General features: G+C 49.4%; 32 protein-coding genes. 21 read left to right on the forward strand and 11 right to left on the reverse strand.

Annotated elements, in window-relative coordinates; all coding sequences use genetic code 11:
• The first annotated feature begins 63 nt into the window (after positions 1–63).
• The 3 genes from FJM67_RS06625 (at position 64) to FJM67_RS06635 (ending at position 2,720) form a co-directional block, all read left to right on the forward strand.
• Positions 64–399, forward strand: a complete 336-nt coding sequence (locus FJM67_RS06625) for a DUF805 domain-containing protein (protein ID WP_140588002.1) — start codon at positions 64–66, stop codon at positions 397–399.
• A complete protein-coding gene (locus FJM67_RS06630; protein WP_140588003.1) occupies positions 396–908 on the forward strand; it encodes a hypothetical protein in 513 nt (170 codons plus the stop codon). The genes FJM67_RS06625 and FJM67_RS06630 overlap by 4 nt, the downstream gene beginning before the upstream one ends.
• Positions 909–983: 75 nt before the next feature.
• The gene (locus tag FJM67_RS06635) at positions 984–2,720 is read left to right on the forward strand and encodes a choice-of-anchor I family protein (protein WP_140588004.1); all 1,737 of its coding nucleotides are present in this window, start codon (positions 984–986) and stop codon (positions 2,718–2,720) included.
• 72 nt (positions 2,721–2,792) lie between these two features.
• On the opposite strand, the gene FJM67_RS06640 is transcribed toward FJM67_RS06635, so the two are convergent.
• The 4 genes from FJM67_RS06640 to zntR form a co-directional block, all read right to left on the reverse strand.
• Positions 2,793–3,266 carry a (R)-mandelonitrile lyase gene (locus FJM67_RS06640; protein WP_140588005.1) on the reverse strand — a complete coding sequence of 158 codons (474 nt, stop codon included), beginning with the start codon at positions 3,264–3,266 and terminating at the stop codon, positions 2,793–2,795.
• Between the two features lie 126 nt (positions 3,267–3,392).
• Positions 3,393–3,989 carry an HD domain-containing protein gene (locus tag FJM67_RS06645; RefSeq protein WP_140588006.1) on the reverse strand — a complete coding sequence of 199 codons (597 nt, stop codon included), beginning with the start codon at positions 3,987–3,989 and terminating at the stop codon, positions 3,393–3,395.
• 150 nt (positions 3,990–4,139) lie between these two features.
• Positions 4,140–5,195 carry an SO_0444 family Cu/Zn efflux transporter gene (locus FJM67_RS06650; RefSeq protein WP_140588007.1) on the reverse strand — a complete coding sequence of 352 codons (1,056 nt, stop codon included), beginning with the start codon at positions 5,193–5,195 and terminating at the stop codon, positions 4,140–4,142.
• Positions 5,192–5,638, reverse strand: a complete 447-nt coding sequence (gene zntR, locus FJM67_RS06655; RefSeq protein ID WP_140588008.1) for a Zn(2+)-responsive transcriptional regulator — start codon at positions 5,636–5,638, stop codon at positions 5,192–5,194. The genes FJM67_RS06650 and zntR overlap by 4 nt, the downstream gene beginning before the upstream one ends.
• A gap of 28 nt (positions 5,639–5,666) precedes the next feature.
• Between zntR and FJM67_RS06660 the strand changes: the two genes are divergently transcribed.
• The 6 genes from FJM67_RS06660 to FJM67_RS06685 all read left to right on the forward strand — a co-directional run bounded on the left by FJM67_RS06660 (position 5,667) and on the right by FJM67_RS06685 (position 9,285).
• Positions 5,667–5,843, forward strand: coding sequence for a type II toxin-antitoxin system PemK/MazF family toxin (locus FJM67_RS06660; RefSeq protein ID WP_140588009.1), 177 nt, complete (start codon positions 5,667–5,669; stop codon positions 5,841–5,843).
• A gap of 20 nt (positions 5,844–5,863) precedes the next feature.
• Positions 5,864–6,706, forward strand: a complete 843-nt coding sequence (locus FJM67_RS06665; protein ID WP_140588010.1) for a DMT family transporter — start codon at positions 5,864–5,866, stop codon at positions 6,704–6,706.
• A gap of 10 nt (positions 6,707–6,716) precedes the next feature.
• Positions 6,717–7,181 carry a GNAT family N-acetyltransferase gene (locus tag FJM67_RS06670; RefSeq protein ID WP_235890001.1) on the forward strand — a complete coding sequence of 155 codons (465 nt, stop codon included), beginning with the start codon at positions 6,717–6,719 and terminating at the stop codon, positions 7,179–7,181.
• A complete protein-coding gene (locus FJM67_RS06675) occupies positions 7,178–8,668 on the forward strand; it encodes an adenylyltransferase/cytidyltransferase family protein (RefSeq protein ID WP_140588011.1) in 1,491 nt (496 codons plus the stop codon). The genes FJM67_RS06670 and FJM67_RS06675 overlap by 4 nt, the downstream gene beginning before the upstream one ends.
• A gap of 133 nt (positions 8,669–8,801) precedes the next feature.
• On the forward strand, positions 8,802–9,035 hold the full coding sequence (locus FJM67_RS06680; protein ID WP_140588012.1) for a ribbon-helix-helix domain-containing protein: 234 nt from the start codon (positions 8,802–8,804) through the stop codon (positions 9,033–9,035).
• Entirely contained in the window at positions 9,022–9,285 is a 264-nt protein-coding gene (locus tag FJM67_RS06685) for a type II toxin-antitoxin system RelE family toxin (protein WP_140588013.1), read from the forward strand. Before FJM67_RS06680 ends, FJM67_RS06685 begins: the two co-directional genes overlap by 14 nt.
• Before the next feature lie 77 nt (positions 9,286–9,362).
• Here FJM67_RS06685 and FJM67_RS06690 read toward each other — a convergent pair whose 3' ends face one another.
• Positions 9,363–9,743 carry a DMT family protein gene (locus FJM67_RS06690; protein ID WP_407943577.1) on the reverse strand — a complete coding sequence of 127 codons (381 nt, stop codon included), beginning with the start codon at positions 9,741–9,743 and terminating at the stop codon, positions 9,363–9,365.
• 184 nt (positions 9,744–9,927) lie between these two features.
• Between FJM67_RS06690 and FJM67_RS06695 the strand changes: the two genes are divergently transcribed.
• The 6 genes from FJM67_RS06695 to FJM67_RS06720 all read left to right on the forward strand — a co-directional run bounded on the left by FJM67_RS06695 (position 9,928) and on the right by FJM67_RS06720 (position 15,401).
• Positions 9,928–10,944 (forward strand): TRAP transporter substrate-binding protein, encoded by a 1,017-nt coding sequence (locus FJM67_RS06695; RefSeq protein WP_140588014.1) that lies wholly within the window; start codon positions 9,928–9,930, stop codon positions 10,942–10,944.
• A gap of 84 nt (positions 10,945–11,028) precedes the next feature.
• Positions 11,029–11,586 (forward strand): TRAP transporter small permease subunit, encoded by a 558-nt coding sequence (locus FJM67_RS06700; RefSeq protein ID WP_140588015.1) that lies wholly within the window; start codon positions 11,029–11,031, stop codon positions 11,584–11,586.
• The gene (locus FJM67_RS06705) at positions 11,579–12,895 is read left to right on the forward strand and encodes a TRAP transporter large permease (RefSeq protein WP_140588016.1); all 1,317 of its coding nucleotides are present in this window, start codon (positions 11,579–11,581) and stop codon (positions 12,893–12,895) included. Before FJM67_RS06700 ends, FJM67_RS06705 begins: the two co-directional genes overlap by 8 nt.
• Positions 12,896–12,898: 3 nt before the next feature.
• Positions 12,899–13,393, forward strand: coding sequence for a gluconokinase (locus tag FJM67_RS06710; RefSeq protein WP_140588017.1), 495 nt, complete (start codon positions 12,899–12,901; stop codon positions 13,391–13,393).
• A gap of 143 nt (positions 13,394–13,536) precedes the next feature.
• Positions 13,537–14,538, forward strand: coding sequence for a gluconate operon transcriptional repressor GntR (gene gntR / locus FJM67_RS06715; protein ID WP_140588018.1), 1,002 nt, complete (start codon positions 13,537–13,539; stop codon positions 14,536–14,538).
• A gap of 206 nt (positions 14,539–14,744) precedes the next feature.
• On the forward strand, positions 14,745–15,401 hold the full coding sequence (locus tag FJM67_RS06720) for a peroxiredoxin (protein WP_140588019.1): 657 nt from the start codon (positions 14,745–14,747) through the stop codon (positions 15,399–15,401).
• Positions 15,402–15,459: 58 nt separating this feature from the next.
• On the opposite strand, the gene FJM67_RS06725 is transcribed toward FJM67_RS06720, so the two are convergent.
• Positions 15,460–16,329 carry a LysR substrate-binding domain-containing protein gene (locus tag FJM67_RS06725; RefSeq protein ID WP_140588020.1) on the reverse strand — a complete coding sequence of 290 codons (870 nt, stop codon included), beginning with the start codon at positions 16,327–16,329 and terminating at the stop codon, positions 15,460–15,462.
• A gap of 159 nt (positions 16,330–16,488) precedes the next feature.
• Here FJM67_RS06725 and FJM67_RS06730 point away from each other — a divergent pair, with 159 nt between their 5' ends.
• Positions 16,489–17,679 carry an MFS transporter gene (locus FJM67_RS06730; RefSeq protein WP_235890002.1) on the forward strand — a complete coding sequence of 397 codons (1,191 nt, stop codon included), beginning with the start codon at positions 16,489–16,491 and terminating at the stop codon, positions 17,677–17,679.
• A gap of 77 nt (positions 17,680–17,756) precedes the next feature.
• The gene (locus tag FJM67_RS06735) at positions 17,757–18,722 is read left to right on the forward strand and encodes a D-2-hydroxyacid dehydrogenase family protein (protein WP_140588022.1); all 966 of its coding nucleotides are present in this window, start codon (positions 17,757–17,759) and stop codon (positions 18,720–18,722) included.
• Between the two features lies 1 nt (position 18,723).
• On the opposite strand, the gene FJM67_RS06740 is transcribed toward FJM67_RS06735, so the two are convergent.
• Positions 18,724–19,326, reverse strand: a complete 603-nt coding sequence (locus FJM67_RS06740; RefSeq protein WP_140588023.1) for a LysE family translocator — start codon at positions 19,324–19,326, stop codon at positions 18,724–18,726.
• A gap of 53 nt (positions 19,327–19,379) precedes the next feature.
• The gene (locus FJM67_RS06745; RefSeq protein WP_140588024.1) at positions 19,380–20,207 is read right to left on the reverse strand and encodes an AraC family transcriptional regulator; all 828 of its coding nucleotides are present in this window, start codon (positions 20,205–20,207) and stop codon (positions 19,380–19,382) included.
• A gap of 194 nt (positions 20,208–20,401) precedes the next feature.
• On the opposite strand from FJM67_RS06745, the gene FJM67_RS06750 reads away from it, so the two are divergent.
• A complete protein-coding gene (locus FJM67_RS06750; RefSeq protein ID WP_140588025.1) occupies positions 20,402–20,806 on the forward strand; it encodes a hypothetical protein in 405 nt (134 codons plus the stop codon).
• A gap of 1 nt (position 20,807) precedes the next feature.
• Here the strand turns inward: FJM67_RS06750 and FJM67_RS06755 are convergent, their stop codons facing one another.
• Positions 20,808–21,218: an NINE protein gene (locus tag FJM67_RS06755; RefSeq protein ID WP_140588094.1), complete on the reverse strand. Its 411-nt coding sequence runs from the start codon at positions 21,216–21,218 to the stop codon at positions 20,808–20,810.
• 111 nt (positions 21,219–21,329) lie between these two features.
• Here FJM67_RS06755 and FJM67_RS06760 point away from each other — a divergent pair, with 111 nt between their 5' ends.
• Both FJM67_RS06760 and FJM67_RS06765 read left to right on the forward strand, forming a co-directional pair.
• Positions 21,330–21,770 carry a GyrI-like domain-containing protein gene (locus FJM67_RS06760; protein ID WP_140588026.1) on the forward strand — a complete coding sequence of 147 codons (441 nt, stop codon included), beginning with the start codon at positions 21,330–21,332 and terminating at the stop codon, positions 21,768–21,770.
• A gap of 46 nt (positions 21,771–21,816) precedes the next feature.
• Positions 21,817–22,170 (forward strand): VOC family protein, encoded by a 354-nt coding sequence (locus tag FJM67_RS06765; RefSeq protein ID WP_140588027.1) that lies wholly within the window; start codon positions 21,817–21,819, stop codon positions 22,168–22,170.
• Here the strand turns inward: FJM67_RS06765 and FJM67_RS06770 are convergent.
• Complete coding sequence (locus tag FJM67_RS06770; RefSeq protein ID WP_140588028.1) at positions 22,167–22,847, reverse strand: class I SAM-dependent methyltransferase; 681 nt, start codon at positions 22,845–22,847, stop codon at positions 22,167–22,169. The two genes, FJM67_RS06765 and FJM67_RS06770, sit on opposite strands and share 4 nt — an antisense overlap.
• A gap of 112 nt (positions 22,848–22,959) precedes the next feature.
• Positions 22,960–23,385 (reverse strand): MarR family winged helix-turn-helix transcriptional regulator, encoded by a 426-nt coding sequence (locus tag FJM67_RS06775; protein WP_140588029.1) that lies wholly within the window; start codon positions 23,383–23,385, stop codon positions 22,960–22,962.
• A 175-nt stretch (positions 23,386–23,560) separates the two neighbouring features.
• On the opposite strand from FJM67_RS06775, the gene FJM67_RS06780 reads away from it, so the two are divergent.
• A complete protein-coding gene (locus FJM67_RS06780) occupies positions 23,561–25,483 on the forward strand; it encodes an FAD-dependent monooxygenase (RefSeq protein WP_140588030.1) in 1,923 nt (640 codons plus the stop codon).
• The last annotated feature ends 45 nt before the right edge of the window (positions 25,484–25,528 follow it).

Raw genomic sequence — 25,528 nt, forward strand, 5'->3', positions numbered from 1 at the left:
ACGCGCCACAGCTGGCATTGAGCGATTCTGAACGAGTTCCCAATCACTCATTTGGAGTTTCTTATGAACTGGTATATCGAAGCGTTTAAACAATTTAATAATTTCATCGGACGTAGCCATCGTACCGCCTTTTGGTCGTTTATGCTTGTCCATCTACTGCTGACGGCCATCATTATTGGGGTCGAAATTGCCACCGATAACCCCGGTTGGCTAGATCTGATTTATAGCCTCTTCACCTTGCTACCATTCCTCGCCTTGGTCGTGCGCCGTCTGCGGGATGCAGGATTTTCACCTTGGTGGCTGTTACTGGTACTGATACCCGGTGCTGGTGTTTTGGTATTGTTGATCTTCCTAGCTCAGCCGACACGTTTGTCCTTTGCTAAGGGGGCATCATTATGAAAACCTCGTTTGTGGCTGGTCTATTACTTGTAGTCTTATCTCTCCCAATTAGTGCAAACAGTGCTGCCGGGCGACCGGCTATTCCCGTCGGTGCGGTTGGCGTAGTTGAAATCAATCAGGTGCAGGAAGGCAACCTGGTCTACCTAAAAGGCATGAAAGGCGAGGGGCGTTATATAACTCGTAACCAAGCAGGGGAGCTATGTGAAATAGCCCCGGTGCCGTTTTTAGCCGGTGGCTTCAATGGTCGAGATGTATCCCTGCTACAGCGCGGGCCTATCCTTCTCAGTGTCTACAACACGGCGATTGATGAGCAACTACGTTTTGGCAAAGAAGTTACCAGCCAAGACGCCCACATAGGCTTGGACGACGGGGAAGCTGATATGGTCATTGCGAGTGGATTGAGTCTAGACGACCACTTTATCCTCAACCCTCGCCCAGTTTGGTCGTCCTGGTGGCGCTTGAGTTTGGTGCGAAAAGACTGCGAGCCCCTGTCACCCGATGTTCAATAAACCGTCATTGGCTGGTCATAATCGCCCACTAGTCTTTCCTGATCTTATAAGTTCAACTAATGATCGGGAAAGACTATGTACTCGCTTAAAAAACTCACTTGGGCTGTGAAACCTATCGCCTTAGCTATTGCCGTTACGACCTTAGCTGGTTGTGAAACCTTGAGTTCGCTAACAGCGATGAACTCAGATCGAGTTGTCACCGGTTTAGAGCGAGTAGGTCGCTCTGCCAGCCAAGGCTTTGATCAAAGCGCGGCGGAGATCGTTGCATTTGATAAAACACGTCAACGTATTTTCACGGTGAATGCCAACAGCGGCAAAGTCGATGTATTTGATGGGTCAAACGTAAGCGACCTGAAATTACTACAAACGCTTGATGTCGCTGCCATGGTAATGCAAGCCAAAGTTACAGTGACAAGCGTTAGCCAAGTGGGTGCTGCTAACAGCGTGGCGGTGCATGGGGATTTGGCTGCGGTTGCCGTCGAAGCCGGAACCAAAACCGATGCTGGTTGGGTAGTGTTTATTAACTTAACGGATCTGTCGGTAGCCAGCGTGGTGGATTCCGGTTCCTTGCCAGATATGGTGACCTTCACCCCAGACGGTAGCAAAGCGATTGTGGCCATCGAAGGGGAGCCAACCGACTACCAAACCGACCCAGAAGGTCGCATTGATATTATTGACACGCAAACCTTCACCCTGCGTTCTGCAACCTTTACCGACTTCAATGTCGGCGGCCTTCGTCACAGCGAACTACCGGAAGACGTACGCGTATTTGGCACCATTGTCGATGCCAACGGCAAGGCCATTCGCCCGAGCACTGTTGCCGAAGATTTAGAGCCAGAATACGTTGCGGTATCGGCGGATTCGAAAACAGCTTATGTGAGCTTGCAGGAAGCCAACGCCATTGCCGTGGTGGACATTGATACCGCTAGCGTGTCGAAAATCTTTGCCCTCGGCTACAAAGATCACAGCTTGGTTGGTAATGGCATTGATGCCAGCGACAAAGATAAGAAAGCCAATATTGCGACTTGGCCGGTCTATGGCATGTACCAGCCTGACTCAATCGCCACCTACCGAGTCAATGGTAAGGACTACATTGTGACCGCCAACGAGGGGGATTCCCGAGCGGATTGGGGCACCGCGCAAACTGACGGTACGTTGGACATGGCGGGTGATCCGCTCAACCTGAATATGGAAGAGTTTCGCGTAAAAGATCTGAAACTAGATCCAACCGCGTTCCCAAATGCTGACCAGCTACAGGATAAAGCCGCATTAGGTCGCCTAAAAGTCACCTCTAAACTTGGGGATACGGACCAGGACGGCGACTTCGACCAATTGTACGTTTATGGCGCCCGTTCGTTTTCCATTTGGGATGCCACTGATGGCACATTGGTGTTTGACTCTGGCGACCAGTTCGAGCAAAAAACCTTGGCTCTTTATGGTGACCAGTTTAATAACGACAACGGTGAAAGTGACCCAGATGGTCGCAGTGATGCCAAAGGCCCAGAGCCAGAAGCGATCACCGTCGGGGAGATCGATGGCAAACATTATGCTTTCATCGGCCTTGAACGTATGGGCGGAGTGATGGTGTATGACATCACCAACCCGAGCGCCCCCGAATTTATCAGCTACGTGAACGATCGTGACCTTAGCAAAGACCCACTCGTGGATAAAGCAGCAGCTGGTGACTTGGGGCCAGAAGGCTTTAAATTTGTCCCTGAATACGACAGCCCAAATGGCAAGCGACTACTAATCGTCGGTAACGAAGTGAGCGGCACGACCTCTGTTTATCAGATCCAACTGTCTGATAAGTAGTGCTAAAACGCTAGATACAAAAAAGCCTGCCTATCGAAAGATAGGCAGGCTTACTTCGTTAACGGCTCACGCTTATTGCGCGGCTTTGATCGCCGCCACCGCAGCATCGTATTGTTCGTCGGTCACTTTGTCTTTCCAGTTCACTGCGTCGCCGTCTTTCACGCCGGTGATCACAAAATGTGTCATCTCCGCCTCAGGCATGGCCCCATGCCAGTGGTCAACATCCGCCGGACACCACACGGCATCCCCTTCTTGGCAAGCCACCACTTGGCCATCGCGAGTCGCGGTGATCGCTACACCTTTGGTTACCACAATGTGCTGACCACCGGGGTGATCATGCCACGCAGTACGGGCTTTGGGTTGAAAAGTGACAAATGCACCGGAGAATGGCACCGCATCTTGGTTGGGGAAAGTTAACTTCACATCCACCTGGCCAGAGAACATTTCCTCTGGGCCCACAAAAGATGGCATCTTTTCCTTATCGTAAACCGCTTGTTGTTGGTTTGTGGCTTCTACCGAGTTATCTAGATTGACGACCGTTGCCATATATCCCTCCTCAGTGACTGCAATAGAATGAAAGGCAATGTAAAAGTTGATTAAATCAACTTCCTGAGTTTAAGAATATGGGAATACTCCGCTATGCTTGCCTAATCCTACAAAAGTTGTAGCAGACTAAGCATCGGACTTGTTGAAAAAACGCTTCAGCCGCGCCAACAAATACTGCCCAAGCCCCTCTGCACCGGACTGAATAATCGGCAGATAGCGCTCGTTAATGCGCTCAAAACCCACGTTAAACTCATTCCAAGTCCCACCGTTGGTTTCTAGGTTGTGCACCATCGGTTGCAACCGATCCAAGGCTTTCGCAAACCGCGCATCGGCACTTTGGGCGGCCTCAAACTCCTGCCACAGGGCTTTTAAGCTTTCTCCTTGCGGCGTTGGCAACAGGGCAAAAATGCGCTCCGCCGCAGCTTGCTCTGCGGCGGCAATCGCTGCCATATCAACATGTGCATGAATCGGGTGATCCCCAGCGTCAATCTCCACAATATCGTGCAGCAACAGCATCTTTATTACCCGATTGATATCCACCCCAGCTGGTGCTGAGTCCTGCAACACCAGCGCATACATCGCTAAATGCCAGGAATGCTCTGCAGAATTCTCCCGACGGGATTGATTCAGCAGCGGGGACTTACGTACCACCGACTTCAATTGATCTATTTCTTTTAAAAAAGCAAATTGCTGATCAAGACTGGTTTGCTCTGGGGGAGTCATAATTGCCTCAAAAACAAGGAATTTATAGAGCTACTAGGGGGTGGAGGTGTCATTCGTAATCCCTCCTGAAAAGGTAGTGGCATGGTTTTACCTGTTTCAACTTGGAAATTCACATTGTGTCAGCCTAGCATAATCTTGCTGACGTAGCTGTTAGTGGGCTCCGTGATGATGCTTACCCTGTAAGCTTTTACCGATACTTAGCCCCATCAGCAGGATTAATACCACTGAGCTTAATATCGCCACCAGTGACTGAGGGTGGTCATCCGATTGGAGATTTGCGAGTACGATAGCCCCATCAAAAGTGCTGAACAACCAATCCACTAAATAACCAAACCCAAGGGCACAAGCCAATACACCAGTTAAATAAGCCCACAGGGCACGCCGCCCCAGTAGCTTGTTAACCATGCCGAGCGTCGCGATATTGGTTGCAGGACCGGCCAGCATAAAGACCAATACCGCACCGGGGGACACTCCGGCAGCGAGAAGCCCAGCAGCAATCGGAGTCGATGCCGTGGCACAGATATACATTGGGATGGAAATAATGACCATCACCAACATGGCGATTAGGCCATCACCCCATTGGGCGAGAAAGCTCTGCGGTACATAGGCTTGCACCAGTGCGGCAAAAGCTAAACCGACCAGTAACCACAGGGCAATATCATCCACCATCTCGGTGGTGGCGTATTGCAAACTACTTTTTATACGACCTAATAGAGGGGGATGAGCATCCGCCGCCTTCTTGTCAGAGCCACAGCAACCGCTGCTACAACAAGATGATGAAGGTGCTAGTTCTGGCGCTATCGGCTCAGGGCTTTCTCGCCCGACTAAGTAACCTGCGGTAATGGCACTAACAATCGCTGCAATAGGCCGCACGATCGCCATGAATGGCCCCAGCAACACCCAGGATAGGGCAATAGAGTCGACACCCGTTTCCGGTGTTGATATCAAAAAAGAGGTGGTAGCCCCTTTCGAAGCACCCGCACGACGCAGCCCAGCAGCAGCGGGAATGACGCCGCAAGAGCATAAGGGCAAGGGTGCGCCAATGATGGCGGCTTTAACCACAGCAAAACGGGATTGCTGCCCAAGTTGTCGTTCCATCCAGTCCATGGGGACAAACTCTTTTAATACGCCAGCCACCAATAAACCGAGCAACAACCATGGCGCTGACTCTAAAAACAGGTCAACAAAAGCAAGTAGCCAGCTCATAGACATTCTCCTTCATGATGACATTCCGGGATGATGGCGAAGTCCTCCGACTCTAGAGCTTGTAAAATAGTGCAGTCCTCCGCGCTTTCATGACCGCCACAGCAGGCACTGGACAATCTTGCCAGTGACCGTTGAAAGGCCTGTAGCTCGGCGATTTTTTCCGTCACTTGCTGCAATTTATCATCGACTAGCTCTTTGACATCCGAACACTCGTTATTGGCTTTATCCACCTCAATCGACAACAGGGTTTTAATATCGGTGAGCGAAAATCCTACCCCTTTCGCCCTTAAGATGAAGCCCAAGGTTTTAATATCCCGATCGGAATACAAACGGTAGCCGCTATCTGACTGCCCCGAGGGGGATAGCAGCCCTTGCTTGTCGTAAAAACGTAAAGTATCGGTATTGATCTGAAATTGTTTGGCTAACTCACCGATGCGCAACATAGTGTTACCCTGATAACAAAGGAATACGATGAGTATAAACCTTGGAGATAACTCCAAGGTCAAGCTGCGCGCGTTGTGCAATAGCTACTGTGTCCGTATTCTGTTTGATCAAATCCGCACCATCGATAAAAAGCGGCGAAAAGGTAAACTTGGCGAGGTTGAGTCGTCTTATTGGCAAGGCGCTTTGCTACAAATGTTTGTTTGAATAGGGGGGGCTCTGTACTTATGGCGCTAGTCAGATTGGTTATGTTGGTCATTGTCTCCTTGGTAGCGTTTGCGGCTAACTCGGTACTCACGCGTCTGGCGCTGGCAGATGGTTTAATGGATGCGGCGAGTTTTACGATGATTCGCTTGCTATCCGGCAGTATTGCCTTGTTGCTGATTTTATCCTTGCAGAATGGGGTTAAAGCGATTCGCCCCGCTGGAAGTTGGCTGGCCAGTAGCATGTTGTTTATCTATGCGGTAGTTTTTTCTTACGCCTATTTGATGCTGGCGACGGGAACTGGGGCATTGATTTTATTTGGCATGGTGCAATTAACCATGGTGTCGGTGTCTCTGCTACGGGGAGAGCACCTTCGTTTGCCACAGGTAGCGGGCATCTTACTAGCGTTGCTCGGTTTGGCTTATTTGGTCTGGCCGGAGGTGTCGCAGCCATCATGGCTTGGTGTGGTATTAATGGTGGTTGCGGGTATGGCTTGGGCTGGGTACACCTTGCTTGGACGAGGGTCGAATAAACCTCTGGCGGATACAGCGTTTAACTTTCTGCGAACCACGCCTATGGTGCTGGTGCTGTTTATGGTCACGCTGACTACAACCGCGGCAACATTTACCGGTACTCTCTTAGCAATATTGTCTGGTGCGGTAGCCTCTGGAGCCGGCTACGCCATTTGGTACAGCGTATTGCGCCACATCAGCTCGTTGCAAGCTGGGGTGCTGCAACTCTTAGTGCCAGCCATTGCCGCCTTTGGTGGTGTGTTGTTTGTCACTGAGCCAATCAGCCTGCGGTTGCTACTGGCCTCTGGGCTGATTTTAGGCGGCATTTTTATAGTGTTGGCGAGAAAACGGTGAGGAAAGCAGATTGATAGAAATCCAACCCTATTCCCCAGACAAAGCCCGCGAGGTGACGAATCTGTTCTATGCGGCAGTGAACGGGATTGCGGACGATGTTTATTCGCCCCAGCAAAAAGCGGTTTGGGCGCCTGAGCCGGTGAATTATGCCGCTTGGGCGGCGCGGCTGGCGCAGACGCAGCCTTTTTTAGCCATTTGCGCTGGTGCGGTGGTAGGGTTTATGGAGCTGGAGGCCGACGGTCATATTGATTGCACTTATACCCATCCAGAATTTCAGGGGAGAGGCGTGGCTTCGATGTTGTATGCTTATTTGGAAACAGAAGCGATTCGCAAAGGGATCGGGCGCTTGTATGTGGAGGCTTCCATCGTTGCCAAGCCGTTTTTTAGCAAGCTAGGCTTCACTGAGGTCAAACAAAATACACTACAGAGGCAGGGAGTCGAGCTGGTGAATTATTCCATGGAGAAACAGCTTTGAGTCCGGTAGATCAACTTTCCAGAGCGATCAAATATTTCCATTCAGGGCAATATGGTGAAGCGAAAGTCTTGTTGGAACAAGTCAGAAGCGATGCCCCTGAGTTAGTCATGGCGCAGGTGTATTTGGCCCAGATTGGGATCCTAGCAGGTGAAGGCGAGCGCTGGGTTGCACCGCTACAGGAGCTCGCTATGCAGTTGCCCCATTCCCACGAGGTTTATCATGTTCTGGGGCAGTGTTTACAGCAGGCGAAACAGTTACCGCAAGCGGCAACGGCGTTTCACACCGCATTGGCTCTAGTTGCCATTCAGGTCGAGCAGGGGTGGCAGCCTTCTCCAAAACAAGAGGAACCAGTAGCCCCTTTCAGCCAGGAGCAGGGGGAGGCGTTACTTTGGCAAACCTTAGCCTTGTTAAAATCCCAGGGCGTTTATGGGTTCGCTTGCTCGGGTACTTTGTTGGGGCTGGAGCGGGAAGGTCGCTTGCTGGCCAATGATAAAGACTTGGACATTGGTGTCGATTGGCTGCAAATGGAGCAAGCCACTCAGGTTCTGAGCGCAAATGGTTGGCGCGAAGCGTCCCGCTCTTATGATTTGATCAATCCTCGGTGCTTTAAACATGATGTGACCGGTATTACCTTGGATGTGTGCGGTTTTGGTACCGATAGCGTCAGTGGTGAAGCGATCTGTGGCCTGTGGATGGACGGCGTGCCATTTCATTGGAATCGCATCACCTACTTTCCCAACATTGCCCTGTCTGCCCGTGGGACACCCGCCGGAGAGGTGTGGCACCTGACGCAACCGGAGTCCATGTTAGCGGCCTTATATGGCGATAACTGGCGTATCCCCGATGGGGACTTCGACACCATTGTGTGCGCCCATAATTTGCGGCAATTCTCTTGGTTGTCCTACTGTTACGCCTATTCCCGTTTATACGGGCAATGGTTACGTGGTAATACTGCCAAGGCCATGCGCATCCTCCAAGTGTTGCGCCAACAACGCCCGCAAGATAGCGTTCTGAGTCAGATTCAACAGCAACTGGAAACGTCCTTGTTGGTCGAGCGCCAAGAGCGAGTTTTGGCTTTGGGTTATTTCGATCTATTGCATGAAGGGCATCTAAACTATCTGCAGTTTGCGCGTCAGCTAGGGGGTACGTTGGTGGTTGGTATCGCCCCTGACCGATTTTGTCAGCAGAGTAAAGGGTACTCGCCGATACTGAATGAAAATCAACGTTGCACACTAATCAACGCGCTTGGCATGGTGGACGAAACCCATCTTGTGGCTGCGCCGATGGCGCAAACCGACGACGCGGTAGCTTGGATACGCTCGCTGGCTATCCACAAAGTCGTCTGTGGTGAAGAGTGGCAAGGTTCCGAACGCTGGCAAAAGCTTGAAGCGGCCTTGGCTCCGTTTGAAATCGAAGTGATCTACGCCCCGAAAACAGAGGGTATCTCGACGACCCTATTGAAACAGAGGATTTTGCAGAACTCATAAAATATCATCACGCAAACTTATTGGCAGATGATAGCCTCCACATAGACATTAACAGATTGTATGACGCTATAATGCTTGTCATCCATTGCTAGTCTTCCATTGCTAGTCTTCCATTGCTAGTTAGGAGGTTGTCATGAGTAATCTATCAAAAAGGTCGACCATCTACTTCGAACCTACCATCCATCAAGCATTAAAAATGCGAGCGGCATCTACCCAAGTTTCGGTTTCTGAATTGGTGGATGAGGCTGTGCGTCTGCTAATGCGAGAAGATCAGGAAGATCTGCAAGCGATTTCCGAACGAGTTGCAGAGGAAGAAATAAGTTACGAAGCATTGCTGAATGACCTAAAGACCCGTGGCAAAATATAAAATCACTTTCAAAAAATCGGTTGCCAAAGATTTGCGGGCTATTCCCAATCAGGATGTAGCCAGAATCCTTAGTTGTATTGATCAACTCGCTGCCCCCCCCCGCGCAGAGGGATGTATCAAGCTAATGGGCCGGGAAAGCTACCGCGTTCGCCAAGGTATTTACCGCATTATTTATGACATTCGCGATGAGGTATTACTGGTTAATGTCGTGAAAGTGGCTCATCGCGCTGAGGTATACAAATATAGCTAGTGGCCCCTGAAATCGCTCAAGTTTTTGAAATTCAACCGCCCCCGGTGAATTTGTGTAAACGACTCTTGTTGGGAGTCTTACAACTTAGAGCGAAACACAAAGTATACCGCACCAACTAGACACAACCCTGCCCAGAGGTAGTCAAGTTTGAGGGACTCTTTTAGATAAAATACCGAGAAGGGAACGAACACCAACAGGGTGATAACTTCCTGCATGATTTTCAGTTGGCCAACATTTAGCACGGTATAACCAATGCGATTAGCGGGCACCTGCAATAGGTATTCGAACAAGGCAATTCCCCAACTGACGAGAGCGGCGATGATCCAAGGTTTGTTATTTAGCTCTTTTAAGTGAGCATACCAAGCAAACGTCATAAATACGTTGCTACAAACTAATAGTCCGATACTGATAGGAATGGCAGGCATGGCGTGATACTCGCGGTGAATTGAGCGCATCATAGCTGCTTTTATGTCTAGGTAAAGGCCCTTCGCGAAACATTGCCCCCTTATTAAAACGATAAAAAATCTTCGCTACATCTTGACTAACTTAAAAAGTTACCGGTAACATCTGCTTTAGTTACCGGTAACATATCTGGTGATGTATAGTTAAACCCTAAACAACAATAAGTAGCGGGAAGATAAGATGAGCAAGTTTACCCAGTCTTTAGTTACAGCCACCCTAGTTGGTGCCCTTTCAACGACTGCTTTTGCGGCAGAGTACACCTTCAAGTTTCAGTCTTCTGATCCTTCTGGCGATAAGAACTTCCAAGTTCAAAAAGAGTGGACAGAGCGTGTCGAGCAAATGTCCGGCGGCCGGATCAAGATCAATCTATTGCCAGTAGGCAGTGTGTTTAAGCACACGGAAACCCTAGATGGTATCAAGATGGGGATTTTGGACGGTCAAATCACCGCGACCGAGTTTTTCTCTGGCAAGGATCCCGCCTTTGGCTTGATCGGTAACACCGTGGGTGCTTGGTCAGACACTTCTCAGCTACTGCAATTCGTTAACTACGGTGGTGGTTACGAGCTGATGAATGAGCTTTACGCACCGTACGGGGTGAAGTTTATCGGTGGTTCGACGACTGGGGTTGAGTCCTTTGTTTCCCGTGTACCGCTAAATGGTGTGGATGATCTAAAAGGTCTGAAACTACGTGCGCCAGAAGGCTTAGTGCAAAAAGTGTTTGCCGCAGCGGGCGCGGCACCGGTAAATCTCCCGGGTTCGGAAGTGTTCACTGCCTTAAGTAAAGGCGTTATCGATGCAGCGGATTACACGGTATTTTCTACCAACCAAAAAGCCGGTATGAACGACATTGCTGCACACCCAGTACAACCGGGCTTCCACTCTTTGCCTTTGATCGATGTCTCCATGAGCATGAAAAAGTGGAACAAGTTACCAGCGGACTTACAGGCGATTATGACCGTATCGGTACGTGATTTTGCGAACGATATCACCACTCAGCTACGTATTGCCGACCAAAAAGCGGTGAAAGAAGCGGCAGCAAACCCAAACATTACCATCCATAACTGGTCTGACGAAGAGCGCAAGAAATTCCGTGCTATTGCCCGTACTCAGTGGGAAGAGTTTGCGAAGCAATCACCTAATGCCCAAAAAGTGTATGACACTGTGACCTCTTACCTGGAGGACAATGGTCTGCTGTAACAGCAAGATCATCGGTGTTGATAAACAGGCGCTGCGGCGCCTGTTTTCCCCTGAGCCTGTTTCGGACTTTTCTGGAAAATTGTGATGCAACCTGATTCTCAACTCCCTCATGAAGACTTATCAGAACAGCCACGGAATTGGCTCGACCGCACGGTCGTCCATGTTGGCAATGCGGCCAGCCTGATGTTTATTTTTACCGTTGCCATTTCTTTTTTTGAAGTGGTGATGCGCTATGTGTTTAATGCTCCGACCATTTGGGTGCATGAAACCGCGTCCTTCTTAGGGGCGGTGCTGTTTGTATTTGGTGGCAGCTATGCGTTAGCGACCAATAAACACGTACGAGTCGTACTGATCTACGACTTTGTTTCGGCTCGCACACGGTCTTATCTCAATATTTTCCATCACATCATGGGGTTACTGTTCTCGGGCTTATTGGCTTACGCCGCTTGGCAAATGACCGACAGTGCGATTTTTAACCCTTACGGTGAGTTGCATCTGGAAACCTCCGGTTCCGCATGGAATCCGCCTTTCCCGGCTTTGGTGAAGATCATGATTTTGTTCACCATGGGGCTTATGTTTGTGCAGTTTGTCTTGCACCTCGTACAAGAATTTCGTGTTTTAAGGAAGGCGCGCCATGTTTGATTTGTCTTCTCTAGGGATCGGCTACGGCAGTTTGCTGATGCTGGTTTCTATGATTCTGTTGCTGTTGACGGGGATGCAGTTAGCCATCGTCACCGGATTAGTGGCGCTGATATTTGCCATTGGCTGGTTCGGTATCGATGCGCTGCCCTTGGTCACTAGCCGCTTGTATAGCTTCGTGGGTAGCTATGTGTTTTTGGCCGTGCCCATGTTTGTTTTGATGGCAGCCTTGTTGGATCGCTCCGGTATTGCGCGGGATTTATTCGATGCCATGAAAGTAGTGGGGCGCAAAGTCCGCGGCGGAGTGGCAGTACAAACCCTAGTAGTGGCGGTGATTTTGGCGTCCATGTCCGGCGTGATCGGCGGGGAAACCGTACTTCTGGGTATTTTGGCGTTACCGCAAATGCTGCGCTTGGGGTACAACCGTCGCCTAGCGATTGGTACCACCTGTGCTGGCGGTGCGCTGGGCACCATGTTGCCACCAAGTATCGTGCTGATCATTTATGGTTTGACTGCCAGTGTTTCCATCGGTGATCTGTTCAAGTCCGCTTTTTTGCCAGCACTGATTTTGGCATTGGCCTATATGGCCTATGTGTTGATCGTGAGCTATTTGCACCCTGAATACGCACCGCTTCCAACGGAAGAAGAGCTCGCCCAAGACCGGGAAACCAATTATTTCAAAGCCTTGTTTTTCCCCATTTTGTCCGTAGCAATTGTGCTCGGCAGTATCTACACCGGTGTAGCATCGGTTACCGAAGCCTCTGCCCTAGGGGTAGTGGGCATCATCATCAGTGCTTGGATTCGCGGTGAGCTGAATTTCACCATGCTCAAAGAAAGCGCCAAAGCCACTATGAGCACCTGCGGCATGATCATCTGGATCGGTATCGGTGCGACTGCTTTGGTTGGGGTATACAACCTAATGGGGGGTATCGATTTCGTCGAAGAGACCATCTTGGCGCTTTCCGGCGGCAGCGTGATGGGCACAATCCTAATTATGATGCTGATCCTATTGGTGTTGGGCATGTTCTTGGATTGGGTAGGGGTGGCCTTGCTTACTATGCCGATCTTTGTGCCGATCATCACCAACCTTGGGTTAGATCCAGTGTGGTTTGGTGTGGTGTTCTGTTTGAATATGCAGGTGTCTTTCCTATCGCCACCCTTTGGCCCCGCGGCGTTTTACCTCAAATCCGTGGCGCCTAAAGACATCAGTTTGGGGGAAATTTTCCGTTCACTACTGCCCTTTATCGGTCTGCAAATTCTGGTGTTGGCGCTGGTCATTGTGTTCCCTGAATTAGCCCTATGGTGGAAGTAACTCATGGTTAAGAAAATTATTGTCATGGGGGTTTCTGGCTGCGGAAAATCGTCTATGGGGCAGCGTTTGGCCCAGCACTTTGGCTTTCCCTTCTTTGATGGGGATGACTACCACAGCCCCGAGAATGTGGAGAAAATGGCCCGTAGTATTCCTTTGACGGACGCCGACCGCTACGGTTGGCTGCAAACCTTGAATGGGATTTTACGTCGTGAAACCTGTGCGGTGGTAGCGTGCTCGGCTCTGAAGCCAGAGTATCGTGAGTTGCTGCGTACTGGGGTAGAGGATCTCGAAATTGTGTATCTAAAAGGAGATATTGATACCATTTGGCAGCGCCATCAAAAACGCAACGGTCACTACTTCAATGGCCGCAGCATGCTGGAAAGCCAGTTTGCGACCTTAGTAGAGCCGGTCGATGAAGACGTGATTACGGTGGATATTCGCCAGTCTATGGACGCGGTGTTTAGCCAGTGTGTGGCGCAACTCACCGAGCTTGCTTAACCACATTAAACCCGCAAAAGGATTTGCGGGAAAACCACTAACTTATTATTTTATAATGCATTTTCTTTAACGGAATAGCTTGGGCCACGGGCTATGATTGTGGTATGTTACCTGTAACAATAATCACAATGCTGGCACCGAAGATGAAGAAAAAGCGCACCACCCTCCAGGATATTGCCGACCGTGTTGGCGTCACTAAAATGACCGTCAGCCGTTTTATGCGCAACCCCGAGCAGGTATCCGATACTTTGCGCCATCAAATTCAAGCGGCATTGGACGAGCTGGGCTATATCCCCAATCGGGCTCCCGATATTCTTTCTAAAGCGAAAAGTCATGCCATCGGCGTGCTTTTGCCTTCCCTTACTAACCAAGTGTTTGCCGAAGTCATTCGTGGCATTGAATCCGTATTAGAACCGGCGGGGTACCAAACCATGTTGGCGCACTATGGTTACAGCAAAACCTCGGAAGAGCAGCGCATCGCGACCCTGCTTTCCTACAATGTGGATGCGCTGATTATCTCCGAAAGCCAACACACGGAACGGGCCCAGAAAATGCTCGAAAATGCCGGCATCCCTGTCGTCGAAATCATGGATAGTGTGGCCCATAGCCGTCTACCTGCCGTCGGCTTTGATAATCGGGCGGCGGCCTTTGAAATGACTCAGGCCATGATCGCCAGAGGTCACCAGAAAATTGCCTACTTCGCTGCACGGATGGACGAGCGGACATTGCAGCGTATCCAAGGCTATGAAGCCGCCATGGCAGAGGCAGGGCTCAGCCCCTATATCAAAAAGAGCGACCAAGCTTCCTCCTTTACCTTAGGGGCACAGTTTTTGGAGCAATTACTGGAAGAATTTCCTCAAGCTGATGGCATCTTTTGTACCAATGATGACCTTGCCATCGGTGCCCTGTACGCATGCCAAAAGCGTGGCATCCTCATCCCCGAGCAAATGGGCATTGCCGGTTTCCACGGTCATGATGTGGCCCGGGCGATGGTGCCGCGACTGGCGACGGTGATCACCCCAAGGGAAGACATGGGGCGTATCGCTGCCGAGCAGCTACTGTTGGCACTCAATGGGGAAGCCACCCATACCACACCGATCGCCTTGCCTTACCAGATTGATTGTGGTGAAAGCCTGCGTTGTTAAATGGAAATTTGCCTTGGCGCAAACTTTTTACGATGTTGGGGAATGTTTTGGTCGCGAGTGTGTCACACTGATAGATATTTTGCTTTGCTAATATAAAAAATACATTAGATCTATTTAATTTATAAATTTCTAATGTTTTGGTTGGCGAGGCATGATAACTACATCAGGCAACGGGCCTGACCTAACAAACCAAAGAGGAAATGACCATGGCACTACGTATTAATGATATCGTTCCAAACTTAGAGCTAGTCACTGATCAGGGAACGTTTAACCTGCATGACTGGATTGGTGATAGCTGGGCAATTCTATTCAGTCACCCAAAAGACTTCACTCCAGTTTGTACAACAGAATTTGGTGCGGTTGCGCAACTTGCTGCTGAATGGGAAAAACGCGGCACGAAAGTTATCGGTCTATCCGTTGATGGTGTTGAAGAACACAAAGAGTGGAAATGCGATATCGAGAAATTTGCTGGTGCGACTGCGTCGTTCCCGATCATTGCCGACGAGTCACTGGAAGTGTCTAAAGCGCTAGATATGCTACCTGCTGATGCATACCTACCAGATGGTCGTACCGCTGCTGACTCGGCAAGTGTACGTGTTGTATTCATCATTAGCCCAGATAAAAAACTTCAACTATCAATGACTTACCCAATGTCAGTCGGTCGTAACTTTGCTGAAGTACTGCGTGCCCTAGATGCGCTACAAGCAAGCTATGGCGTACCAATTGCCATGCCAGCTAACTGGCAGGTTGGCGAAGATGTGATCGTGGCTCTGTCGCTAAATGATGAGCAAGCGAAAGAGAAATTCGGTGAAGTAGATATCAAACTACCTTACCTACGCACCACCAAAATGCCGTCAAAATAAGATAGTCTAAGACCATAACAACACCCCACCTACTCTCCGGTAGGTGGGGTGTTTTGCTTTAAGCGGCAGCCACGCCCAAGGGGTTAAATAGGGGGCTATCGTGGACGATTTGCTCTAGGCGTTTGGTGGCTTCGTTGACTTTTTTGCCCATGAACAACGCCACTTCCGTTTCCGGTAGGGTGGGTAGTTCCTCGTTCAATACCACCAAATCATCTTCTAATGTGTGTAGGGGGATGATGCCAATGCCGATACCCGCTCGCACTGCGGCCAGCACGCCGGCACGGCTTTGGCTAGTAAAGGCAATACGGTAGGGAATATCGGCCTCTTCAAGTAAGCGCATGGCATGACGTCGGTGATAGCAGCCTTCGTCGAATACCGCGAGTGGCAGCACCGGCAAACTTTGTAAGTGATGATCCCTAGAGCCCACCCAAACTAGGGCGTCCCGACGCAGACGAATACCTCCCTCGGTGCCAGCCATCATTTCCACCAACGCGATATCTAATTGACCTTTTTCCAAGCGGTTCAGCAGGGTATCTGGGCTGTGGTCACAAAATACCTCCAGCTGAGCCTCAGGGTAGCTGAGGATAAATTCCTGTAGCAGTGGTGATAGGGTGCGGCTGGCGTATTGGTCATGGCTACCTAGACGTACCGTGCCATCGATATCCATATTCTGAAAGGAGCCGACGATTTGGTCATGGAGATTCAAGAGTTGTCGCGCATGGGTGGTGAGTTGGATGCCCGCCGGAGTCAGACGCACACCATGTTGCCCCCGCTCCATCAGTGGGTTGGAAACCAATTCCTCCAAACGGTTGAGCTGCATACTCACGGTGGATGGTGCTTTATGCAGTAGGCGGGCGGCCTCGGTGAGGTTGAGGGTATCTGCCACCACCAAAAAAGTGCGAAGTAAGTTGATCGGTAAATCTCGCATAGCCAGTCTCGCCTTCAGATTTCAATAAATACGAACGTAGAATTGAATATTTATCGATTTACCGAACAAATGCAAGGGATTACATTTCACCCATTGCCGAGTCATTCAGCAATCCTGTTTCAAAAATAACTCAGTACAAGTGGGAGTCAGGCGATGGGCATGGCGATTACCTTTGGATTCAATCAGATTATCAGCCACGGTTTTGGCTTGTTTTTGTTTGCGGCGTTAGTGCCGTTAATGCAGGCGGATATTGATATCAGCCATTGGTATTTGGCGACCATCGGTGCGGCGACGCAGTTGGCTTATTTGGCCGGTGCCATGGTACTTGGTCTACTTGGACATCGTTTGGATTCGGCGCGTTTGTTGCTGCTAAGTGGCACCATTACCAGTGTGCTCTTACTATCCATGGCGTTTTTGCAATCACCCCTCGCGATTTTGGTCGTACTGGTCTTGATGGCAGCCAGTGCTGCGATCTGCTGGGGCGGCATCGTCGAATTGATCACCCGTTATGGCCACCCAAGTCAACGTGCTACCAGCCTCTCCACCGCTGCTAGTGGTACGGCTTGGGGTTATGGTCTTAACGGGTTGATCATTTTATTAGTGGTGCCCATGATGGGCTGGCGTGGTGGGTGGATTGCGGCGGCGGTAATGGGGGCCTTAACTGTGGTCGCCACAGTGCTGATACTCAAACGCCTACGTAAGCCGCAGGCCCAGGCTGCTCAAGAGATCGTACCAGCGATGGGAGCCAAACAGCTGCTGCGTACGATTTTCAAAGAGCGTACTGCCTTTTTGTCGAGCTTGATCCTATTCCTCGTTGGTTTTGCAACCATGCCATTTTCTACTTGGTTAAACACCTACCTAGCGGAACTGAATCTGCCCGCAGCATTAGGTGGTTACACTTGGTCGATCATTGGTTTATCGGGTATGGCGGCGGGTTTTCTTGCTGGTAAGTTGGCGGATCGCAAAGGTTCTAGCATCGCTTTGTTGTTTATCTTTGGTGGCTTTGCTTTAGGTATTGTGGCTTTCATCTACGACCCAGCGAAGTTTGTACTGGTTGCCGGTTTTGGCTACGGTCTTATGTATTTCCCGATCTGGGGGATTCTGGCTGGCTGGGTGAGCAAGCATTACGGCTCGAAAGCCACTATGCAAATCAATGGTATCGGTATGGTGACCTTTGGCTTGGGCGGTGCGTTAGGCAACATGATTGCTGGCGCCATCCAAGAAGCGACTGGTAGCCTTGGTGATCTCTACGGTTTGATTGGTTTTGCCAGCGTTATCCTGACATTACTTGCGGTTTACATCCATTGGACTGAGCGCCAGCCAAGCGAGCCATTTGTAGAGGCGGTTTAGCCTCCCAATGGCATGGGCGCAAACCAAAAGTTCGGCTACTATCAGTAGTCGAACTTTTGGTTGTAGTGGAGCCCCTTATGAAGATCGCCATCCTTGATGATTACCAAGACGTCGTCCGTTATCTCGACTGCTTTAGCAAACTCGCTGGCCACGATGTTACCATTTTGCATCACACCTACAGTGATGCCGCCGAATTAGCCTCTCGGCTTGTTGGCGTAGAGGCATTGGTGCTCATCCGCGAACGCACGGTCATCAGCGAATCCCTACTGCAACAACTACCTGACCTTAAACTGATTAGTCAAACTGGAAAAATCAGCAATCATTTAGATGTGGCACTGTGCCAACGATACGGTGTACAAGTCGCCGAGGGCGTGGGTTCACCGGTGGCGCCTGCGGAACTCACTTGGGCACTAATGATGGCGGCGATGCGCCATATCCCCGCTTATGTGAACCATTTTCAGCAAGGTCAATGGCAGCAGTCCGGTATGGGTTTAGGTCGTAGCTTGCATGGTCGCACCTTTGGGATTTGGGGATATGGCAAGATTGGCCAGCGCATGGCGAAATACGCTGATGTCTTCGGTATGAAGGTGCTGGTGTGGGGTAGTGAGTCATCGCGCACCTTGGCTCAGAGCCATGGCTTTCAGGCTGCCACTAGCAAAACGGACTTCTTCCAGATGGCCGATATTGTCTCCCTGCACCTACGTTTAAATGAAGTCACCCGAGCCTGCGTGACCCTAACAGACCTAGAACTTATGAAGCCTGATTCACTCTTGGTAAATACCAGCCGCGCCGAATTAATCGAGCCCGATGCACTCTATCAAACCCTAACACGGCACCCCACGAAACGTGCCGCTATCGACGTATTCGAACAAGAACCTGCCACCCAAGATAACACCCCGTTACTGACGCTAGCTAATGTGGTAGCCACTCCCCATATTGGTTACGTGGAGCAAAACAGCTACGAACTTTATTTCAACGCGGCGTTTGACAACGTGATCGCCTTTGCTGAAGGGGCCCCGAGGAACTTGGTAGCAGGTTTCTAAACTAGGTGGTCAGTTGCAGCATACTAGCCCAGAGATACTGACCACTGATATACAATAGCAGTGATCCCATCACCCAATTCAGCCACATATTTACTGTTGGCTTGAGGGCGATCTGTTTGAGTAATGAGCCAAGCACAAGATAGGATGCAGGTGAGCCGGCAGCTAGAGCTCCCAACACCAATGACATCCAAGCGATATCTAGTCCAGCAACTCCTACTGCCGGGAACTGTACGCTCACGATAGGCAGAATAGTCACCGGTGCTTTAGGGTTGCTAAGTTGCATTAGTAGCCCATGTCGAAACGATAGCGGAGGCGGCGGTGTATTCTTCAATTTTGCGTTGAGGCTGGCTTTGAGTACTTTTAACCCAAGGTAACCAATATAACCGCCACCTAGTAAGCCGATAACTATCTGGGCGATTGGAGGGAGCAATGTAGCGCCTAAGAAGCCAAGTCCGGTAAACATAATCACCATAGCGACACCGACGCCTAAACAAAATGGGATAAGCCGCCAGCCTTGATTGTTAATGCCTGCCAGTAGCGCGAGTGTGGTCACTGGACCGGGGGTATACATCATAATGAACGCAAACAGAAAGATATCCAGCACGAGCAAAGTCCTCGAAACGGTTAATTCGATTAAAAAATGGAAAGGTAAGCAAGTTATTGTGGCTGTATGAGCCGTTGGTACTGGTGCGGCGTTATGCCAAAAATGGGTTTAAAGCGTCGATTGAAATGGCTGATGTCATTAAACCCAAGCTGGTGCGCTACATCGGTGGCTCGAATTCCCCGTGCTAGTGCCTGTCGAGCTCGAGCAATCCGACCATTAAGCCAGTACTGATGGGGTGTCATCCCTGTGTACTGTTTAAATTGTCGTAGAAAATGGAATTTGGATAAGCAGGCGATAGAAGCCAACGTATCTAAATTCACTTCGTCAGCATAGTGATCTTGAAGATAGGATTTCGCCCGCTCCAATCCTGTGTGGGATTGCAGTATGTTTGCCGTATTCTGTTCGCCAAAGCTGACGACCAATTCCTCGGCGAGATTAAATAAGCCACTGGTATACTCATCACTGCGGGTAGAGCCATCTTCAATTAAGGTCGCTAGTCGTAAAATTTGCTGACGTAGTCTCGGTTGGTCAAACACATTTGTTTTAGACCGTAAACTATCTATATTCTGAATTCCCAGAGCGGCAAATGCAGGTGCTAGATCATTTGGGTGCACATAGAGCATTTTGTAGGTCAAGGTTTGCTGATCCCCAGGTGATCCGTCATGGGCATCATCAGGGGAAAACATCATGACGTTACCTGGATGACTTTTTTGAAACTGGCCTTGGGCATAGAAGTTCTGCTGACCACAGAGAGTAACCCCAAGCGAGTACTCTTCATGGGAGTGAGTGCCATAGGAAAAGGATGTCATCGAAGCGTTCAGCAGTACTAAGCTCATATCTTCATGGCTGCGCACGTACTGAAATTGATGGCTGTCTGGCATAAATTCCCCTTAACTTACCGATTCATCTCATGGCATCTTAGCTTGAGCAGAGGAGTGAGTATTGGACAAAATTGCGCTTTTGTCGAAAATCATAACGGTACTTTATGGGATTTTAGTGGCGACTGTTTTAGGATAGGTAACATCACAAGGAATGAGCAGCAATTCGTTTGCTCTAAACAAAATAGGAACTACTTATGCGCAAAATTCTCCTCCCCCTTATGTTCATTTCTTCTACTGCATTCGCCGATACCGCGACCGATCTGCGGGAACTAGTAGAACAGAATTTACAACATACCGAAGATGAGTATGTCTCGGCAGTGATGGCGACCATGCATCCCGACTCTATTGCTTATTTACCGACACGCCAGGCACTCAACCAGCTCTTTCCCCTATATGATTTGCAGTACACCTTGTTGGAGTACCATTTCGTCGGAGAAGAAGGAGGCTATGCTTATGCCCGAGTTAAGCAGCGCACCGAAAAAGTAAATGGCCCCGAGTTTATGGACAACGATCTAGAGGCCTTGCAGGTATTTCGCCAGCACAAAGGTGAGTGGAAGTTTTGGTCCCAGGCGAATTTAAGTGTTCAGGCGCTGAACTAATTTACCCCATCAACTGAGCTTTCTTTCGCTCATACTCTTCTTTAGTTAGCGCGCCTTTTTCATACAAGGCGTGCAGCTTGTCTAGTTCGTCCAGCTTGTCGGTCACGCTACGTTCAATATTGATTGTGCTATAAGTTGCGCTGGCCTGATTTGCGGCATCGGTATTGATATAGGTAAGAATGGCGTCCACTAGCCACCAAATCCCTAGAGCATAGAGCAGAATAAATCCAACGCCAATAAACGCCGTCACTGAGCCAATTACAAACAGCAGCAACATTGCCATACCTGTGCCAGTCTTGCCCAAGTAAAAGCGGTGAATGCCTAGAAACCCCAAGAACCACCACAGTAAATAAGCGATGATCAGGCTCTTTCCCTGAATATTCACGTTAATATTGATGCGGTTCTCGCTCATGGTATGTCCTTAAACTTGGGGAGATATGAATAACCGATAATGTATCCGTCATCCATCCATGTTACAAAGTGTTTTTGTTGCCCCACCCAAATCTGAGAAAAGGACGATAAAATGATTAAAACCAATCTTCCCGCCATGCTTGTGTCTGGTATCAAAGTGAGAACAGCGAATAGCCTAGAAATGTCACCAGAAACCGGAAAAATCGGTGGTTTATGGGCTCAGTTTGGCGAAGTTGTGCAACCCCGATTGCAAGAAGGCGCGAACGTTTACGGTGTTTACACCCACTACGAATCCGATGTGAACGGTGAGTTTGATGTCTACGCCGCAGCCGACAAGCTTTCCAACGAAGATGGTTTGGAAACGGTGAAGCTGGCAGAGGGAAAATACAAGGTTTTCTCTGGGGAAGGGGAGATGCCGCAGGTAGTGATCGATTTGTGGGGGCAAGTTTGGCAGTACTTTGCCAGCGAAGGCGCTGAAGAACGAGCTTACACTACCGACTACGAGTGGTATGAAACTTATGGCAAAGTACACGTTTATATTGCCATTAAGTAAGCGGCGAATAGCAACCATACTAGACTAAATCAACATAGGAACCTCTATGTCCGGTCCGGCTCAATTTGGTGTGATTGTTTACACTGCAAACCCGGCGGGTTTAGCCCATTTCTACCTAGAGTTGTTCGACATGGTGGAGCTGAAAAGTACGCCAGAGTTGGTGAGTCTTGGTAAAGAAGGTCTCAATATTGTTTTGCACTCACCGCCACAGGGGATTGAGTTTACGTCACCCGGCCCAGTAAAAGCGTTTATCACAGTTGCCAGTATTCGTGATTCCAAGAGTCGAGCTGAACAGCTTGGTGGTACTGCCCTCGAAGGAGAATGGTCAAACCCTATCTTTAAAGTGGCAAATATCCTCGACCCTGAGAATAATCCCATCCAGCTTCGGGAGTTCATCTAGTCGTCTACAGAGGGGGGTTGCGCAGCAGTTCGGCTATATTCGAGTATATGGCCTTTAAAAGGATATTCTAGATAGTTGGTGTGTTCTGGCTTGTAATGTTGTGAGGAAAATCCAAATTCCAACATACGTTTAGTCAGCTTATTTTTACGCCCCCTACCAGGGTCAACGATAATTACTTTACAGTCTGGTTGGGAGTGGGACTCAATAAAGTCGGCTAGTAGAGCAATATGGACGTCTTCGTATAGAAGATCACTACCGATAATTATATCGAATTTTCCTAAAGAATCGTCATGGCTCGCCCAATCGGTACGCTCATAAGGAATGACTCGATCTCCATTTAACTGTGAATTTCGATTTAGGAAGAGTTGTGTTTCTGGGTGGTAATCTGTTGCGGTGATGTTGGCGCACTTTTTGTTGAGTAGTAAGCTGCTTAACGCCATGCCGCAACCAATTTCTAGAATTCGTTTTCCTTCTACTTCGTAGTCGCAGATATGATGCGCCAGCACTAAGCTCGATGGCCAAAGTACACCGAAGATTGGCCATGTCTCTGATGATATTCCCAATTTCTCGGCAATCCCATCTGGATCATGAAATTCTTGAATATTACGTAATGTGCAAAGATGAATGTCGATTGTACCAAACTCAACGGTTTGGTAGCTAAGGCGCAAAGGTGGCATAAAAACTCTCGATAACTACATGGCGCTAGGCCAGCTATCGAGGATAAATGACGAAACGAGGAAAAATCATTATAACAGTAAAGCTATCTTTTAGGTGGAAGGGACTAAAATTTTACTTTTTCTGAGAAACAGCAATGCTGGCAAGCTCGATAAATAGCGTTGTCTGTTGCTGATCTAAACCGTTGAGAATATCGCTTTGTAAATTTTGTACTTCAGGTAGCAATTGCAAAAAAATCGCTTCTCCACTTTTTGTCAGAGTGACGATCTTGGCCCGTTTGTCTTTGAGGCTAGGTGTGCGGGAGATCCAACCTTTCTTTTCTAACCGGTCGATAACCCCCCCAATCGTGGCCTTGTCGTAGGCAATGTGAGCAGCGATTTGGGCTTGTTCCATCTGCTTTTCATCATACAGGGCGTGCATCGCCGCAAACTGTACCGAAGTGATATCGAGTTCTAGCTGTTTCATTTTTTCCTGAAACACTTGGTTAGAGCGCTGCTGCAAGCGTCGAATCAAGTGCCCTGGCATGGCAAAGAGTGTCATGTGAAGTCCATTAGTGAGTTGCCGGATAAACGGGATTATACAGCAAGAATTTATAGTTTGTGTGCTTACTAGTTTGACAAAGGCTCAATTCATGGTCTAAGATTTGAAATATAGTAAGCATACATACTATTAATAAGAATAACTGACTGATCAGAAGATCGAAGGAGCATGACCTATGCAATTCTATGTTGATGGTTTCCGTGGTGGTAACCCTGATATCAAAAACGCTGCGCCAACCAATCGTCGTGAATACTCCACCAACGCCCCATTACCTGAAAAAGTTGATGTGCTAATCGCTGGCACCGGTCCAGCGGGTCTATGTTTAGCTGCGCAATTGGCGAAATTCCCGGAAATTAGCACCATGATTGTGGAAGCCAGCCCAGAGAATATTGAGCGTGGCAAAGCTGACGGCATCAACACCCGCACCATGGAAATGTTCGAAGCCTTTGGCTTTGCCGACAAGGTAAAGCGGGAAGGCTACTGGGTGAACCAAACGAATTTCTGGATGCCAGACCCACAAGATCGTACGCGTATTAAACGCCTTGGCCGTGTGCAAGACGTGGCTGACGATTCTTCTGAAATGCCCCACGCCATTATTAACCAAGCGCGCATCCACGAATTTTTCCTTGAAGTCATGCGCAACGCTCCAACCCGTATGCAGCCAGATTACAACTGGTCAGTACAAAGCCTAACGGTTGATAACAGCACCGAAGATCATCCCGTGACGGTGGTTCTAGTCAATACCGGTGTGAATGCCGGCCAAACCAAAACCGTACGCGCCAACTATGTGGTCGGTTGTGATGGTGCCCGCTCCAATGTGCGCAAGGCTATCGGTGGTGAACTACATGGGGATGCCGCTCACCAAGCCTGGGGAGTAATGGATATCCTCGCGAATACAGATTTTCCTGATATTCGCCAAAAATGTCTGATTACGTCGGCAACAGAAGGGAACGTGCTGATTATTCCCCGTGAAGGTGGTTACTTATTCCGCATGTATGTGGAACTGGACAAGCTAAAAGACGATGAGCGGGTGGCAAATCGTAATTTCACGGCTCAAGACACCATCGCTGCGGCGAACCGAATTATGGCGCCCTATTCTATCGACGTAAAAGAAGTGGTGTGGTGGTCAGTCTATGAAATTGGTCATCGTATGACTGATCGCTTTGACGATGTACCAGACAGTGAGCGAGCAAATCGTAACCCTCGCGTATTCACTGCTGGCGACGCCTGTCATACCCACAGTCCGAAAGCAGGCCAAGGTATGAACGTGTCCATGCAGGATACGTTTAACTTAGGTTGGAAGTTGGCACATGTATTACGTGGTCAAGCGGACGCATCGCTACTGCATACCTACTCCCAAGAGCGTTGGTTGGAAGCCAAGCGACTCGTGGAAACAGACCACGAGTGGGCTCGGATTATGTCGGCACCTCCAGGGGAGTCTGAGTTAGATGGCGGTGACGAGCCGCGCTTTGTGCGTCAGTTCAAATTGAACCTAGAGTTTACCGGTGGCTTGGCGGTGAAGTACGACCAGTCCCGCTTAACTGGCTCAAACCAATATCAAGCCTTGGCGACTGGGGAAGAAGTTGGCCGTCGCTTCCACTCGGCCCCTGTCGTGCGTCTGTCGGATGCAAAGCAACTGCAACTCGGTCACGTGGCCGAAGCGGATGGTCGTTGGCGCATCTATGCCTTTGCCGGTGAAAACGATGGCAGCACCGATTCCGCCATTCATCGATTAGCGGATTGGCTAGAGCAAGACGCCAACTCGCCTGTGGTGAAATACACCCGTGAAGGGGATGACATTGATTCCGTGATCGATTTCCGAGGGGTCTTCCAACAAACTTTTGATGAATTGGAATACGACAAGATGCCATCTTTGTTGCGCCCAACAAAAGGCAAACTGGGTCTACAAGACCATGAAAAAGTCTTCTGTGTGGATCACAAGGGGCTGGGGGATATCTTCACCATGCGCGGTATTAACCGTGAACAGGGCTGTATGATCGTGGTTCGCCCAGATCAGTATATCGCACAGGTACTGCCACTGAAGGCTACGGACGAACTCGCTGCTTTCTTTGATGGCATCTTGGTGCAACCGGAGTAACGACTTTATTCGATCCTAATTAGCTGGAGCTTAAATAGGAAGAAG

Origin of the sequence: Maribrevibacterium harenarium, from assembly GCF_006385675.1 — a bacterium.
Taxonomy (GTDB): domain Bacteria; phylum Pseudomonadota; class Gammaproteobacteria; order Pseudomonadales; family Marinomonadaceae; genus Marinomonas; species Marinomonas harenarium.